Below are 14,846 nucleotides of genomic sequence, written 5' to 3' on the forward strand. Positions count from 1 at the left end.
GATCACGAGGTTAGAGCCTTGGGCGCGAATGTCATTTTGAATGAACGGTAAGGTTGGAAATTACTCGGCTTCAGCCCGTTCATTTCTAATAAAGGGACTAATGTTTTTGACCGCCTTCACCGCCGCGCTATCGAAAGGAGTGTCTCCACTGGACTCGGCAATGTTGACTGAGGTCACCGTGCCATCCGGTAACATATTGATCCGCAGCACCGTAAGCGTCCGGGCAACACACCTTTTTGCTGCTCTCTGGGGTCTCAGATGCCGCGCTAGAGGGACCTGAGGGTCGTCGAGCAGTGAAAGTGGAAGTCTTTTTGCTTCGGTCTATAGTCCCTGCACAGGCGCTGCTATACAGTCTTCTGGAGTAAGGGCCGGAATGCGAGGCGCTTTTTGAGGTGCAGGACATGGAGAGGTCATGAGCGAACTGCCGGGATTTATAGCGCGAGAAGAAATTTATCGGAACGAGTCAACGGTCGTCATGCGGGCGGTGCGGCAGCAAGACAATCTTCCGGTTGTTATCAAATATTCAGCCAATGAATATCCTCCTCTCAAGCAAGCGGCAAGTCTGCGGAATGAGTTCGATATTTTGCAAGGGCTCCAATCGCCTCAGGTTATTCAAGCCTATAGCCTGGAGCGGCTACACAACAGAATGCTTTTAGTCCTGGAGGATTTCGGCGGTTCACCGATCCTTCACTATTTTTCCGGGAAAAAAATCTCCATCCAGGTTTTCCTGGAAATCGCGATTGAGGTGACTGACGGTCTCCTCGCAATCCACGAATATGACATTGTTCATAAAGATATTTCCCCAACGAACATTCTTTTCAATCCGGACACTCACGAAGTCAAAATTATAGATTTCGGGATTTCCACCCGCATTTCTCACGAAACCCAAGTACTCAAGAATCCCGATGGGTTTGAGGGAACGCTGGCCTATATTTCGCCAGAGCAAACCGGGCGAATGAACCGTACCCTCGACTTCAAAACGGATCTGTACTCCCTGGGAGCGACCTTTTATCACTTGCTGGGAGGCATGCCACCCTTCGAAAACACCGATGCGATGGAGCTGGTGCATGCGCATATCGCCCGGCAACCTCGCCCGCTCAGCCAGATCAATGAGGAGATACCTCAAGTAATATCAGATATTGTCACCCGGTTGATGTCCAAAGCGGTGGCGGATCGCTACCAGAGCGCAATCGGGTTGAGACACGATTTGCAGCAGTGTCTGAGTCAATGGGTTGAACGAGGAGAAATTAATCCGTTCCCACTGGCTGAGCGAGATGTGTCCACAAAACTCGAAATACCACAACATATCTTCGGGCGCGAAGCTGAAGTCGACACGTTGCTACAAGGTTTCGATCGTGTTGTTCAAGGCGATACAGAACTTCTTCTGGTGGGGGGATATTCGGGTATTGGTAAATCGTCCCTGGTCAGGGAGGTGCACAAGCCTATCGTCAGGCAAAAGGGTTACTTCATTGCCGGCAAGTATGATCAATTCGATCGTGGGGTTCCGTACTCTGCGCTCGCGCAGGCTTTCGATCAAATGGTGCAGAGCATCCTGACCGAGTCATCCGAGCAAGTCGCCTCCTGGCGATCCCAGGTTCAGGACGCGCTGGGTCCTAATGGTCAGATCATCGTTGATGTCATCCCGCTACTCGAACAGCTGATTGGACCACAACCCGCTGTTCCGACACTTCCCCCCACAGAAGCGCTGAGTCGTTTTAACCAGGTTTTCCAGAACTTTGTTCGCGTCCTGGCGCAGGCCAGGCATTCCCTGGTTATCTTTCTTGATGACTTGCAATGGGCAGACAATCCTTCCCTTGTCCTGCTGGAAGGTCTTCTGTGTCAAAGTAATATTGCCCACCTCTTTGTCATCGCCGCCTATCGGGACAACGAAGTTGATGCAGCGCATCCGTTCATGCTGGCCGTGCAGGCCATCAGGAAGTCCAAAACCAACGTCAGTGCCATTGTCCTTTCTCCGTTGACACCTGGCGATGCAGGCGCGCTCATTTCGGGAACACTTCGTAGTAGCCAGGAGCACACAGTTCCTTTGGCTCAGTTGCTGTATGAGAAAACAGGAGGCAATCCATTTTTTCTGATTCAGTTGTTGTACTCGCTTCATGAAACTCATCAACTGACCTTGAGCCCTGACGATGCAAAGTGGCGTTGGGATATAAAAGAGCTGCAAAGTACCGGTATCACTAACAATATCGTTGAGTTGATGAGCGCTCGACTTAAACATTTACCCAAGCGGTGCATGGACTTCCTCAAGACGGCGGCGTGTATCGGTAGCCAGTTTGATCTCAAGATGCTATCGACTGTCTCGCAAACGCCGTACCACGTGACGGCGCAACATATCTGGCCCGCGTTGATTCAGGGTCTTATCGTTCCTATCTCCAAGGATTACCAGGCCGCTCACGAGTTAATACCCGCGCAGACCTATTCGAGCAAAAATGCCGAGCCCCTTCGAGCCGGACTCAATGAAGCATTGCGTGAAGAGATTGAGTCGGGGCGATTCAATGCACATTATCGTTTTCTCCATGACCGTGTGCAGCAGGCGGCTTATCTGTTGATTCCGGAGCAGGACAGAAAATTCGAACATCTAAGAATCGGTCGCCTTCTGTTGGCAGGATGCAACACTGAAGTTCAACGTGAGGAGATGCTCTTCGAGGTGACGAGACATCTCAATATCGGTATCGATCTGGTCATTGATGAGTCCGAAAAAGTAGTACTTGCCAAGCTCAACTTTCAAGCCGGCAAGCGCGCCAAAGCGGCCGCCGCCAACAAGGCGGCCGTTCAACATTTTTCCATCACCCTTAGCCTCTTGGGTCCACAGGCATGGCGACAACACTATGAGCTCCTGTTTGAACTGCACAACAGTCAGGCTGAGTGTCAGTATCTGATCGGAAACTTCCAGGCGTCTGACCGCCTCAGTATGGAGGCTGTCACTCACGGCAGAAGTCAAGCGGACAAGGCGACGGCTTATTCCACTCGCGTTCAATTATTCATGACAGGATCGGAGTTTTCGAAAGCCCTTCAGGCTGGGATCGAAGGCCTCACGCTGCTGAATTTCAACGTGCCGAGGAGTGACGACGAAAAGACACGAGCCTGTAACGCGGAACTGGCGGGAATCAACGAGCGCTTGCACGGTGTTGCGGTCGCGACCCTGGTCGAGCTCCCGGCGATGAAGGATCCGGTGAAAAAAACTGCCATGGATCTTCTGGTGCCCACCTGGTGTGCAGCCTACTTCGCAGGCGATATGAAATTGAGCGCCCTCACAGTGTATTGGATGGTCTCGACCTCATTGGAATATGGCAATTGCGATGCTTCTGCGATGGGCTATGTACTCCACGGCATGCTGCTGGCGATTGAAGGAAACTACCGGCGAGGTTTCGATTTCGGCATGCTTGGGAAAACCTTGAACGAGGAGAAGTTCGTCAATCCTGTCTATACGCCTAAAGTCTGCAACATGATGGCGAATTCACTGAATCCCTATTTCAACCACCTCGAAAGCAACTTGCCGTACTACATGAAAAGCTACACGACCGGCCCTCAAATCGGAGACATCTTCTATAGTTTATGGGCCGCTCACCTCATGATTTTGGTCAGAACGATGAAAGGCGACAATTTGGACGACGTCTTGAGAGAGTCCGACAAATACGTACATTTCGTCAGGGATATCAAAGACGGGAATATTATTAATGCCTATGATTTGCATCGCCAGATTCTGCTTGGTCTTCAGGGGCTGACGAAAAGTCCGGGCTCGCTCGACACAGATACCTTCAATGAAGCTGAGCATGTGCAGTATTTTCAGGACAGCAAATTCCACGTTGGAACGCTTTGGTATGGCGTTTTCAAAACGGGATTACAGGTTATGCTGGGGCAGTTTTCCGAGGCCTTGCAGACCGCCGAGCTCACTGAGAGTGCCATTCCCTACGATATTGGACTGTGGTCGACCACCAACCACTTTTTCTATCAGTCCTTGGCCATCACCAAGGCCTATGCCGACGTCGCTCAGCCGGAAAAGACCCGCTATAACGAACGCCTGAAGAGGAATCTGGAAAAATTCAAACTCTGGTCGGAGAACGGCCCGGCTAACTTCTTGCATCGCTATCAATTGATGAGCGCAGAGCAGGCGCGGCTGGAAGGGCGGGACGCGGACGCGCAGACGCAATACGATCTGAGTATCGAGAATGCCGCAGCAGGGAAGTTTATCCATGATGAAGCGCTGGCGCTGGAATTTGCAGCACTTTTCTATTTGCAGAAAGGCCGTAAACGAGTGGCCCAGGTTTACTTGAGCGATGCCTACTATGCCTACAGGCGCTGGGGGGCGAGTTCAAAAACCAATCTCTTGGAGCAAGAGTTTGGTGAGCTCTTGCTTAATGCCGGGGTTAAATTAGACACGATCAAAACCGGAAATACCGTAGCGGTGACTCGCTATATCTCGGTGACCGACGGTAATAGCAGTCTCGACTTCGCCACGGTGATCAAGGCAAACCACGCGATATCCCAGGAAATCGTCCTGGACAAGTTACTGGGCACGTTGATGTCGACACTGATGGAAAACGCTGGGGCTGAACGAGGGGTTCTGATTTTTGAGAAGCACGGGGAACTGTTCATTGAAGCGCAAGCAAGTATTCAAGGTTCCGCCGTCGTTAGACGCCCTTTGCAAGATTTTCCGGACCTGATCCATGGCGTCGTCAACTTTGTCCACAGAACGCACGATAACCTTATCCTGGACGATGTCTATCAAGATCATCGATTTATCAATGACGAGTATGTGGTGAGGGCAAAGCCGAAGTCAGTGCTCTGTTTACCCGTTATGAACCAGGGCCGGCTGCTCGGCTTGGCCTATTTTGAAAACAACCTCTCCAGCAATGTGTTTACCGTGAACCGAATCACGGTACTTGAGCTGCTGATATCCCAAGCGGCTATTTCTATCGAGAACTCCACGCTCTACCAAGAACTCGAGCAGCGGGTACAGGAACGTACCCAGGAACTCAGAGAGGCCCAGAGCCAACTCGTTGCAACTGCCCGTCAGGCCGGCATGGCCGAAATCGCCACCAACGTCCTGCATAACGTTGGCAACGTCCTGAATAGTGTGAATGTCTCCGCCAGCCTGGTGACTCTCAAGCTGAGCACCAGCAAGATCTCAGGGCTCGGCAGGGCGGTAAAGTTGATGAACGAGCATGCCGAAGACTTGGGCGACTTCATCTCTCGAGACGAAAAAGGCAAGTTTCTGCCGGGGTACCTGAACCAACTGGTGGACACCCTGGCCCTCGAACAGCAGAGCATGACCGCCGAACTGGCGCAATTGACCAAAAGCGTTGAGCACATCAAAGAAATCGTCGCCACCCAGCAATCTTATGCGGGCGCTTCCAGTATCGTCGAGACCGTGCAGATACGGGCTCTGGTGGAAGATGCTTTGCGTATGAACGCCGGGTTACTCGCAGCGCGTCGGATAGAGGTTCTGAAAGATTTCGCAGAAGCTCCCGTGCTGCAACTGGACAAGCACAGGGTGCTGCTGATCCTGGTCAACCTGATTAAAAATGCCTGCAGTGCAATGGACAATAGACCGGATCGACACTCTCAGATCACGTTACATATTGAGGTGGCGCAGGGGCAGACCTTGACGATCAGCGTGTTCGACAATGGAGAGGGTATTGCGCAAGAGAACCTGGAGCGCATTTTTGCGCATGGATTCACCACCCGCAAAGACGGCCATGGTTTCGGTTTGCATAGCTGCGGTCTGGCAGCCATGGAGATGGGTGGTTCGCTGAAAGCGAATAGCGATGGGCCGGGAAAAGGTGCGACCTTTACGCTTGAGCTGCCGATCAAAGCCTCGAATGAGGGCGTTACTCTAACGTGAAGATGGGACCATCGGCTTGTCACCGGCCTCATTGATCGCGCGTGAGCTGAAACAATGGGACAGTGGATTGTAAGCGACCCATAAACCCCACGTACCGTTAGATGGGGTTTACGTTTACCTTGGCATCTCTGGCGAGCAGTTCCAAGGCAGCAAGGCTTCGAAGTCTTCTACCGACGAGGCTTGTGGCAGGCGTTCAAGTACGTGGCGCAGCCACGTATAGGGCTCCTGGCCGTTGGCTTTGGCAGTTTCGACCAGGCTGTAGATCTGGGCACTGGCGGTGGCGCCCTTGGGTGTGTCGCTGAACAGCCATGCCTTGCGACCTATCACAAACGGCTTTACTGCTCTTTCGGCGACGTTGTTGTCGATGGGTAAAAAGCCAGCCTCTGTGTAGCGCTCAAGCTTGCTCCAGTTGCTGGCCAGGTAACTGACGGCTCGGCCGAGCACGCTCTGCGGCGTAATCTGCGGATGTGTTTTCTCTAGCCAGCTTTTCAGTTGCGCCAAGACCGGCAAACTCTTTTCCTGCCGACCGACAAAACGTTGTTCATCGCTTACGTCTTTCAGTTCACGCTCGATACCGTACAGCTTGTTAATCATCGTCAGGGCTATATCGGCACGGCCAGTTTTGCCCTTGGGTTGCACTTTTTGCGCTTCGACGAACTTGCGTCGAACGTGCGCCAGGCAAGCCAGTCGCGTAACGCCCGGTTGCACACCCAAGGCGTTATAGCCGGCGTAATCGTCGGTCATCAGGTAACCCCGATAACCTTCAAGCAGGCGCAGCGGCACCTCCTGCGCACGGCTGGTCGTGTAGTCAAACAGCACTACTTTTCGATCCGGCGGCCCGCTGGCCTGCACCCACATCCAGGATTGGCTGGTCGGGTCTCGACCCGGCTCTTTCAGGACTTGCACCCGAGTTTCATCGCAGTGGACGACGGGGCTTTCCAGCAATCGGTCCCGCATTAAATTCAGCAGAGGCTGCAAGTGTTCGCCGCACTGGATAACCCAGCGCGCCAATGTCTGGCGCGGGATATCCACGCCGTGGCGGCTGAGTACTGTTTCGAAGCGATGCAGCGGCAGTCCGTCGACATACTTGGTGGTCAGCAGCATCGCGAGGACACTGGGGCTGGCCATGCTCTTTTCAATCAACTGCGCCGGTTTGTCAGCGGTGACCGGGGCGGTTTCACAGCCACGGCACCCGTAAATTTTGCGGATGTGTTTGATGACGCGGATCTGCATCGGCACGATCTCCAGCTGTTCGCTGGTTTCTTCACCGATGGTGTGTTTGCGGCAACCGCAGGCACAGGTCAGTTCGTGTTCGGGCAGCTCGTGGATGACTTCAATGCGCGGCAGGTCGGCAGGCAGTGGTTTGCGTTTGCCACGACGTTTGGTGGGGGCAACGACTTCTTCGTCAGACTCTTCACTGACCGGAATCACGATGCTTTCGGGCTCATTAAAGAGCGCGAGTTGCGGCGTCTGCGGATCGACTGTTTGCTCGGACTTGCGACCGAATAATCGGTCGCGCAACAACTTGATCTGCTCTTTCAGATCGACGATCTGGCCCTTGTCTACTTGACGCTCACCGAGCATCTGCACAAGCATTTGCTTGAGCAGAACCGGATCATCAGGAAGGTTATCAGGCATCAAATTCATGCCCGGATTATATCCGATCAGGCGACGAATCGAGGGGTTAAAACTTGATGTGGGCGGTTGCGCCAGAGGTCAAAACCATCCAGCAACCAGTTCAGTTCTTGAACGGTCAGCACGATGGCCTCGTCAGTGATGTCGGGCGATGTTTTGAAACGTTCGGACTCCAGGCGCTTAAGCCAGAGGCAAAAACCGTTGCGCTCCCAGTAGAGTATTTTCACTCGATTACGGGGGCGATTCAGGAAGACGAAGAGTACAGGGTCGAACACTGCGACTTTGATATCCAGTTCGACCAGAGCGGCCAGGCCGTCGATTGACTTTCGAAAGTCCACCGGCTTGGGGTAGAGATACACTTTTTCAACTTTGGCGTCGGGTCGCATCATGACGGTGCTGGCTCCAGAGAGAGATCGGGAGCACAGCGTCAGGCATTAGCCGACGGCTTGGAATGTGTGCTTTATGGCGCGCTTACAGTGGATTCAAGCTGGCTGGACGATAGTCGGACAAGGCTACAATGGCGACATGAAAAATCCTCTAGACGACTGGTCTATTTAGTGAGTATTCTCTGCACCATGAAAAACACGTACGACGATACCCGGCAGCATCTACTCGACACCGGTCTGCGAATGATGGCTGTCAAAGGGTTCACCTGCGTGGGCCTGAACGAGATTCTGCAAACCGCTGGTGTACCCAAAGGCTCGTTCTATCACTACTTCAAATCCAAGGAATTGTACGGTCAGGCGTTGCTGGAGGACTACTTCCATAAGTATCTGGTCGAGATGGATCGGCGGTTCTCACTGGAAGGGCAGACTGCCAGTGAGCGTCTGATGGGCTACTGGCAGAAATGGCAGCTCAGCTACTGCGAACCCTGTGATGAACAGAGGTGCCTGGTGGTCAAACTCAGTGCCGAGGTGGCTGATCTGTCCGAATCCATGCGTATTACCTTGCGTGATGGTGCGCAGCAGATCATCGAGCGAATCGCCGGCTGTATTGAAGACGGTCAACGCGATGGTTCGCTGCCCAAACTCGATGCCGGACAGAACGCTGCGACGCTCTACCAGCTCTGGCTTGGAGCGAGCTTGCTGACCAAATTGCACCGCACCAGCCAGCCCTTGGAACAGGCGATGACCATGACCCGGACAGTGCTCGGCAGCCAATAATCAACAGGATGTAAGCCCGCCTATTGATGGTGGGTTTTTTTTGAAGTTGTTTCTAGTTGACTGGTCTAATAAATCGATTTTTTAGATGAGTATAGCGACCGGCAAACGGGGCATGTCATCAGCTTTTCGAAGCTGCCCCAAACCCCTCTGACCATAAGGAACATACAAATGTCACAGTCTACTCAGATGAATCGGCCGCACCGGTAGCCGTGGCCGACGTCATGGTCGGCGCGACGGTGAGTCGGGTGCAGGTCTCGAATCACCCAGATTATGCGGTCGGTGCCACGGTCGGGCAAATCGGCAAGCTCAAGGGCTGCCATGTAGTGGGTGTCGCAGGCGGCCCGGAGAAATGCCGGCATGCGGTTGAGGTGCTGGGGTGTGGGTTGATCGCTCAGTACAACGCGACGTCCCTGTTGGATGGGCCCGATCGGCTGGCGCTATTGATGCGCACGGTTCTGAGTAGACGAATCAAGATTCAGGGCTTCATTATTTTTGACGACTACGCGTCGCGTTATGACGAGTTTTACCAGGGCATGTCGATCTGGTTCAGCGAGGGTCGAGTCAAGTATCGGGAAGATTTGGTGAATGATCTCGAGAATGCTCCTCAGGCTTTCATCGGCTTGCTTGAGGGCAATAATTTCGGAAAGCTGGTGATACGTGTCGGCAACGACGATTGATCTCAACAAGCAGGAGAACGTTATGAAGATTCTGATGGTATTGACCTCCCACGACCAACTCGGCGACACCGGAGCCAAGACCGGCTTCTGGCTGGAAGAGTTCGCGTCCCCTTATTACGTGTTCAAGGACGCCGGTGCCGAAGTGACCCTGGCCTCACCCAAGGGCGGCCAGCCGCCACTGGATCCGAAGAGTGACGAGCCAGGAGCGCAAACCGCCGCCACCGAGCGCTTCCGCAAGGACCCCGCGGCTCAGGCTGCACTGGCAGCTACGTTGACGCTCAAAGGCCTGAAAGCCGACGACTACGATGCCGTGTTCTACCCGGGTGGACATGGGCCGTTGTGGGATTTGGCGGAAGACCGCGACTCGATCGCCCTGATCGAGGCATTCGCTGCCGCCGCCAAGCCGATTGCAGCTGTTTGCCATGCTCCGGGGGTATTCCGGCACACCAAACGAGCCGATGGCGAGTTCCTGGTCAATGGTAAAAAGGTCACCGGCTTCAGCAACTCCGAAGAAGCCGCGGTGCAATTGACTGATGTGGTGCCGTTTCTGGTCGAGGACATGCTGCAAGCCAACGGTGGCATCTACTCGAAAACCGCGGACTGGCAGAGCCACGTCGTGACGGATGGCCTGTTGGTTACAGGGCAGAACCCAGGCTCGTCCGACGCCACGGCTGAGGCGGTCTTGGCACTGGTCTGATGGTTCGAGTCCTTCGGCCGTCTCATTGATTTTTTTGTGTGACTCAAAAGGTAGTCGATATGACCCGTGAAATTCGTGTAGTAGCCATCCTTGAAGCAAAGTCCGGCAAGGCCAAGGAGGTCGAGCAGATTCTCAAAGCCTGCGTGGCGCCCTCGCGAGCCGAAGCCGGTTGCCGTTTCTATACCCTGCACGTTGATCTGGAGAATACGCAACGCTTTGTATTTGTCGAACGCTGGGCCGACCAGGCGGCGATCGACTTTCACAAAAAAACCGACCACTACCTGGCCATGGCCAGCGCAGCAGCCGACTTGTTGCTCGACCGACAAGTCTTGCTGCTGAACGAAATCGACGTGGCCTAGGTCCGTTTGATCCCTCGGCCGAGGCCAACTACAAGCGCCAGGGCAGGCGCTGTTTCTGGGTAACGCCGGGACTGCGATGCGCTTCCTGACCGCAGCAGTGGCGACGGTGACGACCTGCTGGTGGCTGCCGACCCTGAGCTGGCGGGTACTTCCTGCGATGCGCTGATCGATACCCACGCTGACCATCGGATTGCCATGTGTTTTGCGTTGGCGGGATTGAAAGTGAAGGGGGTCCGGATTCTCGACCCTGATTGCGTGGCCAAGACGTACCCGGGTTATTGGCAAACGCTGGCTTCTCTCTGCGTGCAGATGGACACCGAGAGCGCTCCGGTTGACTGAACAGTCCTGAATGGCAGCGATCAACCCTGACGTTGGTTAAGACTGGTGAGGTCTCTCATTGAGGTGGTCGGCAGTTTGCCATGGGTCAGATACCAATTGACCTCATCTCGAAGGGTCTCGGTGATTGGCCGGAATGCCAGGCGCAGTTCGGCTTGACTCTTTGAGAGGTCAAAGTGAGATCGGTCTATCTCTCTACGCATCACTCGCACGGTGGCCATGCTGAGCAATGCCGGCCGCCCGCTGATACGCGCGATGATTTCCTGGCAGCCGGCGACGACCCAGAGCAGCAATGGAGGAATAGCGCGAGTGGGCGCGGTGATCCCGGTCACTTCCTGGTACACGCGCATCAGGTCGCCCATGCTGATGTGCCTGCCAGCCGCGAGGTAATGCTCACCTCGTCGGCCGTTATCAACGGCCGAAATCATCGCGGCCGCTACGTCACGCGCATCGACGAAGGAGACGGTCGCCGGGGGGATGCCGGGCAGCTTGCGTTGCATGAAGTCGAGCGTGAATTGTCCGGCCGAAGTCGGTCCGATATCGCCAGGCCCGTGCATCCAGCCCGGCATGACGAATACGCCGAACATGTCCGGATGACGCAGCAGAAAGTCCGACACGACCCTGTCGCAAAGGATCTTGCTGCGGTAATAGTCGTCTGCCTCGCTCACCTCCCGTTTCATGCTCTCGTCAATTAACGCACCCGGTGGGCCATTGACCACCGCGATCGAGCTGGTATGGACGAAACGGCGGATGCCGGCAGCATAGGCGGCATTCAGCAGGTCGTTCGTACCCTTAACGTTGATGCGCTCCAGCAGGGTCCAGTGTCGGCCACCGTAATAACTATCGCGGAAATAGGCCGCGGTATGGAACAACGCATCACACCCCACCAGTGAGTCGGCGAAGTCCGCCACGTTCTGCATGTCGCCTTCGATGATCTCGATGTTCGAGAGTCCATTGAACTGCTCCCGCGCCTTATGTCGAGAGCGGACCAGCGCACGCACGGTCATTCCTTTGGCGATAAGCGCACGGACCAGGTTGTTCCCGAGCAGTCCGGTGGCTCCGGTGACAAATACGGTTTGCATGGTCTAGTCCTTTAAGTGGTCTTTTCGTTTGAGAGGACTGGTATACCGTGAGGCTGTTTTGCGAAAAACAGTGATAGATGCACAATAGCTTTGCGAATATGCAAAGCAACGGCCTGAACAGGATTTAAACGTGGAAACCAATTGGGATGACCTGCGCCTTCTCCTCGCGATCTCGCGTCGGGGTAGCTTTCTGCAGGCTGGACGAACACTGGGTATGGCGGCTTCCACGTTGTCGCGGCGCATTAGCCAACTAGAGGAGGCGGTTGGTGAGCTGCTGGTAGAGCGCGGAGTGGAGGGCTGCCGGATTACCGAACGCGGTCTGGCCCTGGTGGCAGTTGCCCAGGCGGCGGAAGAAGGTTTGCAGCGTCCCTATGGCGCAGCGGCCGACCTCGATAACGCGGTACTTTCGGGCAACGTCGTAGTGACCGCTGGCGAGGGCTTCTCTCCTTATGTCATGGAGGCGGCGGGACGCTTCACCTCTCTGCATCGGCACTGCTCGGTGAAGTTCGTGATGGAAGCCGAGTTTTGCAAGGTCGCACGCGGAGCCGTGGACATTGCCATTCGCACCAGTCATCTGGGGGAGCCGTCGCTGATCTACCGGCCTCTCGGCAACGTCGTCTATGGCATTTTCGCAGCGCCTGCCTACGTTGAGCGGGCAGGGGGCGGACTGACACCGGAGACAGTGTCCAGCATTGCGCTACTACCGCCGCTGGATGCGCTTGCGCACATGCGTGCCGCGAGGGTGGCGAAACTGAGGGGCGCTCAGATCAGCGTGAACTCTTTTGCCGCACAGGTGGAGGCGGTAAAAAGAGGGCACGGCGTCGCGGTGCTACCGCGCATTTTGGCGGGCGGATTGATTGAGCTGTTCCCGGAAATCGAACTTCCCGAGATGGAGGTCTTTCTCGTCACACGTCCACAAGCCCTGAAACAGCCTCACATCAAAGCGCTGTTTGGAATCCTGGATGACGTTCTTCGATCCGCACTTATCAAAAAACTGTAAGTAATTGAAAAATAAAAATATATTTATTGGATTTTCAGCCAACCGCTGACCCTCTGAGCTGACTTGTCTGCGATCGGCTGCGATCGGCTGCGAAGCGGTCGCAAATAGGCTGGACACGATATCGCTGGAAGGTCCTTCGTGTCGGACGCGACCCCGGCCTTTCGCAGACAAGACTGCGCGTCCCGGTCTCTCTGGCTGATGGATTGACGCCCAAGGCTGTCGGCGAGCAGTTGCAGGTCACGCCGCCGACAGTATTCAAGTGGCGAAAACGTTGTCTGGAGGCGGGAATCGAAGGGTTGAGTGATCTGCCGCGCAGCGGCCAGCCACTCAAACTTGGGCCCGAAAAAATCAACGAAATCCTGACACTGACCACCCGGCGCGTACCCCAGGAAGCCACTCACTGGAGCGTTCGCTTGATGGCCAAGTATGCGCGGGTCACCACGTGGCAGGTTCGGCAGGTCTGGGCCGCTTTCGACCTCAAACCCCATCGTCTGAAGACCTTCAAAATCAGCAGCGATCCCCATTTCGCCGACAAGGTAATCGACGTGGTCGGGCTCTATCTGAACCCACCAGATAACGCCATTGTGTTGTCGGTTGACGAGAAAACCCAGATCCAGGCGTTGGATCGCATCCGGCCGATGCTGCTGCAGCTACGCCCAGGTCAAGTTGAACGCCGGACGCATGATTACAAGCGCCATGGTACGGCGAGTCTGTACGCGGCTTTCGACATCTTAACCAGCCGTTACAGGTTGCAAGGTGATACTCCAGACGTCTTTGCCCTGAACGGTCGATTGTTCGACCGCCATGACCTGGAACGCCGTGCCTGGCGCGAAGGTGTATTCGATTTTAGTTGGGTCATCCGATAGCGCCGTGATGTAGCTGGCCGCATCCCAGACCCAGGCATCCGTTGGTGGATTGGCGGTCAGGACAATGCCGTTCTGATACTTCATGGCTTCGTCCAGCGAGCTGCCGAAACTCCAGACCATCTTGGTGGTGATGATCTGGCCGACCTTAATGTAAGTGTCGAGCGCATCCTGCAGTGGTATCTGCAAAGGGACATTGTCTGACCCTTCATTGAGGGGGCATTGCAGGAACTCGATTCCGAAATGTTCGGTTCCCAGTTGGGAAATATCCATCTGCCCGCTGAACAGTTGAGGCTGACTTACAACGCTGGTTCGTGGCAACGCCTGGAACGCCGCGCACAGCAGGCGGTTTTCGGTATCGCTGAATGTTTGCAGGGCTGTGGCAACCTGCGTCAATTGTGTCTGGACATCTTGCTGAGAATTGGCTGGCGTCATCATGAACGAGTTCATGTAATCGGCGTCTTGCGGCGTGTAGGTTCCCCAGTTTGATTCCCAGATCGCAGCCGCAATACTCGGCTGGTCAAGGGGATAAGGTGTCGGTCCCATGCTGGTGTATTCAAATATTTTCATCAGGACGATGCGGGTGAAGGATGCGCTCGTCCAGTCATAGACGGCCATCGCCAACTGAAAACTGTAGGGTGAGAACGGGAACAGTTGTAGTCCTAGCGCAGCAATCTGCGCCGTGGTTTTGCCAGGCGCGTCGGGGATGTTCTGGTAGGGGACGTACTTGTCAGCGATCATCTGATCGAGGTAGTCGGCGTCAGCGGCTGAAATCGTCGGCAAGGGTTTTAGCTGGCCGGATTGGGTGATGCCCGTGCTGCTCTGCGTGACGTAGAAAACCCCATTACCCGGCAGGCTCAGCGCGAGCTGCACGGTGGGATTGGGTGTGTAGTCGAAGTTTTTTCCGTTGAGATCTACAACATCCATGACCGGCCCAGTGGGGAAACCGTTCTGAAAATCGGTAATGTCCAGGAAGCCCTGGTCTGCGACGATCAGGCGGCTGGAAACGCCTTTACCGCCACGAAGAGCCCCCAGCGGTTGGCCGTCACTGAACCATAACGAAGCGTTTGACGGGTTATCGATGCTCTGAAACTGCCACATGATCAAGCTCCTCCATAAAAGTAATGTGCAGAGCAAAGAAGCCGTGGCGTTGCATGGCGATCTTTGCCCT

Annotated in this window: 9 protein-coding genes and 4 pseudogenes; 8 read left to right on the top strand and 5 right to left on the bottom strand. The window is 54.9% G+C overall.

Annotated elements, in window-relative coordinates; translation table 11 throughout:
• Positions 1-2 precede the first annotated feature (2 nt).
• Positions 3-210 (bottom strand): annotated as a pseudogene (locus AC1ME2_RS23005) (energy transducer TonB family protein); the annotation flags it as partial.
• Between the two features lie 202 nt (positions 211-412).
• Between AC1ME2_RS23005 and AC1ME2_RS23010 the strand changes: the two are divergent.
• The gene (locus AC1ME2_RS23010; RefSeq protein ID WP_480437051.1) at positions 413-5,863 is read left to right on the top strand and encodes a trifunctional serine/threonine-protein kinase/ATP-binding protein/sensor histidine kinase; all 5,451 of its coding nucleotides are present in this window, start codon (positions 413-415) and stop codon (positions 5,861-5,863) included.
• Between the two features lie 114 nt (positions 5,864-5,977).
• Here AC1ME2_RS23010 and tnpC read toward each other — a convergent pair whose 3' ends face one another.
• Together tnpC and tnpB are read right to left on the bottom strand one after the other, a co-directional pair.
• The gene (tnpC, locus tag AC1ME2_RS23015) at positions 5,978-7,510 is read right to left on the bottom strand and encodes an IS66 family transposase (RefSeq protein ID WP_480437053.1); all 1,533 of its coding nucleotides are present in this window, start codon (positions 7,508-7,510) and stop codon (positions 5,978-5,980) included.
• A 17-nt stretch (positions 7,511-7,527) separates the two neighbouring features.
• Positions 7,528-7,887: an IS66 family insertion sequence element accessory protein TnpB gene (gene tnpB / locus AC1ME2_RS23020; RefSeq protein WP_323569419.1), complete on the bottom strand. Its 360-nt coding sequence runs from the start codon at positions 7,885-7,887 to the stop codon at positions 7,528-7,530.
• A 186-nt stretch (positions 7,888-8,073) separates the two neighbouring features.
• On the opposite strand from tnpB, the gene AC1ME2_RS23025 reads away from it, so the two are divergent.
• The 5 genes and pseudogenes from AC1ME2_RS23025 to AC1ME2_RS23045 all read left to right on the top strand — a co-directional run.
• On the top strand, positions 8,074-8,661 hold the full coding sequence (locus AC1ME2_RS23025; protein ID WP_480442296.1) for a TetR/AcrR family transcriptional regulator: 588 nt from the start codon (positions 8,074-8,076) through the stop codon (positions 8,659-8,661).
• Positions 8,662-8,855: 194 nt separating this feature from the next.
• Positions 8,856-9,338, top strand: a pseudogene (locus AC1ME2_RS23030) (hypothetical protein); the annotation flags it as partial.
• Between the two features lie 22 nt (positions 9,339-9,360).
• Positions 9,361-10,035 (top strand): type 1 glutamine amidotransferase domain-containing protein, encoded by a 675-nt coding sequence (locus AC1ME2_RS23035; protein ID WP_480437054.1) that lies wholly within the window; start codon positions 9,361-9,363, stop codon positions 10,033-10,035.
• A 59-nt stretch (positions 10,036-10,094) separates the two neighbouring features.
• Positions 10,095-10,394: a putative quinol monooxygenase gene (locus AC1ME2_RS23040; protein ID WP_480437056.1), complete on the top strand. Its 300-nt coding sequence runs from the start codon at positions 10,095-10,097 to the stop codon at positions 10,392-10,394.
• A 102-nt stretch (positions 10,395-10,496) separates the two neighbouring features.
• Positions 10,497-10,733 (top strand): annotated as a pseudogene (locus AC1ME2_RS23045) (3-phosphoshikimate 1-carboxyvinyltransferase); the annotation flags it as partial.
• Between the two features lie 20 nt (positions 10,734-10,753).
• On the opposite strand, the gene AC1ME2_RS23050 reads toward AC1ME2_RS23045, so the two are convergent.
• The gene (locus tag AC1ME2_RS23050; RefSeq protein ID WP_480437059.1) at positions 10,754-11,812 is read right to left on the bottom strand and encodes an SDR family oxidoreductase; all 1,059 of its coding nucleotides are present in this window, start codon (positions 11,810-11,812) and stop codon (positions 10,754-10,756) included.
• 130 nt (positions 11,813-11,942) lie between these two features.
• Here AC1ME2_RS23050 and AC1ME2_RS23055 point away from each other — a divergent pair, with 130 nt between their 5' ends.
• Positions 11,943-12,812: a LysR family transcriptional regulator gene (locus AC1ME2_RS23055; RefSeq protein WP_480437061.1), complete on the top strand. Its 870-nt coding sequence runs from the start codon at positions 11,943-11,945 to the stop codon at positions 12,810-12,812.
• 170 nt (positions 12,813-12,982) lie between these two features.
• A pseudogene (locus tag AC1ME2_RS23060) lies at positions 12,983-13,555 on the top strand (IS630 family transposase); the annotation flags it as partial.
• On the opposite strand, the gene AC1ME2_RS23065 reads toward AC1ME2_RS23060, so the two are convergent.
• Entirely contained in the window at positions 13,544-14,776 is a 1,233-nt protein-coding gene (locus tag AC1ME2_RS23065) for a ubiquitin carboxyl-terminal hydrolase family protein (protein ID WP_480437064.1), read from the bottom strand. The pseudogene AC1ME2_RS23060 and the gene AC1ME2_RS23065 sit on opposite strands and share 12 nt — an antisense overlap.
• Between the last annotated feature and the right edge of the window lie 70 nt (positions 14,777-14,846).

This window comes from Pseudomonas sp. ASL9, assembly GCF_056680335.1.

Excerpts from the sequence above, each read along its gene's own strand:
- AC1ME2_RS23010 (WP_480437051.1), top strand. The coding sequence starts at position 413 with ATGAGCGAACTGCCGGGATTTATAGCGCGAGAAGAAATTTATCGGAAC.
- tnpC (WP_480437053.1), bottom strand. The coding sequence starts at position 7,510 with ATGAATTTGATGCCTGATAACCTTCCTGATGATCCGGTTCTGCTCAAG.
- tnpB (WP_323569419.1), bottom strand. The coding sequence starts at position 7,887 with ATGATGCGACCCGACGCCAAAGTTGAAAAAGTGTATCTCTACCCCAAG.
- AC1ME2_RS23025 (WP_480442296.1), top strand. The coding sequence starts at position 8,074 with ATGAAAAACACGTACGACGATACCCGGCAGCATCTACTCGACACCGGT.
- AC1ME2_RS23035 (WP_480437054.1), top strand. The coding sequence starts at position 9,361 with ATGAAGATTCTGATGGTATTGACCTCCCACGACCAACTCGGCGACACC.
- AC1ME2_RS23040 (WP_480437056.1), top strand. The coding sequence starts at position 10,095 with ATGACCCGTGAAATTCGTGTAGTAGCCATCCTTGAAGCAAAGTCCGGC.
- AC1ME2_RS23050 (WP_480437059.1), bottom strand. The coding sequence starts at position 11,812 with ATGCAAACCGTATTTGTCACCGGAGCCACCGGACTGCTCGGGAACAAC.
- AC1ME2_RS23065 (WP_480437064.1), bottom strand. The coding sequence starts at position 14,776 with ATGTGGCAGTTTCAGAGCATCGATAACCCGTCAAACGCTTCGTTATGG.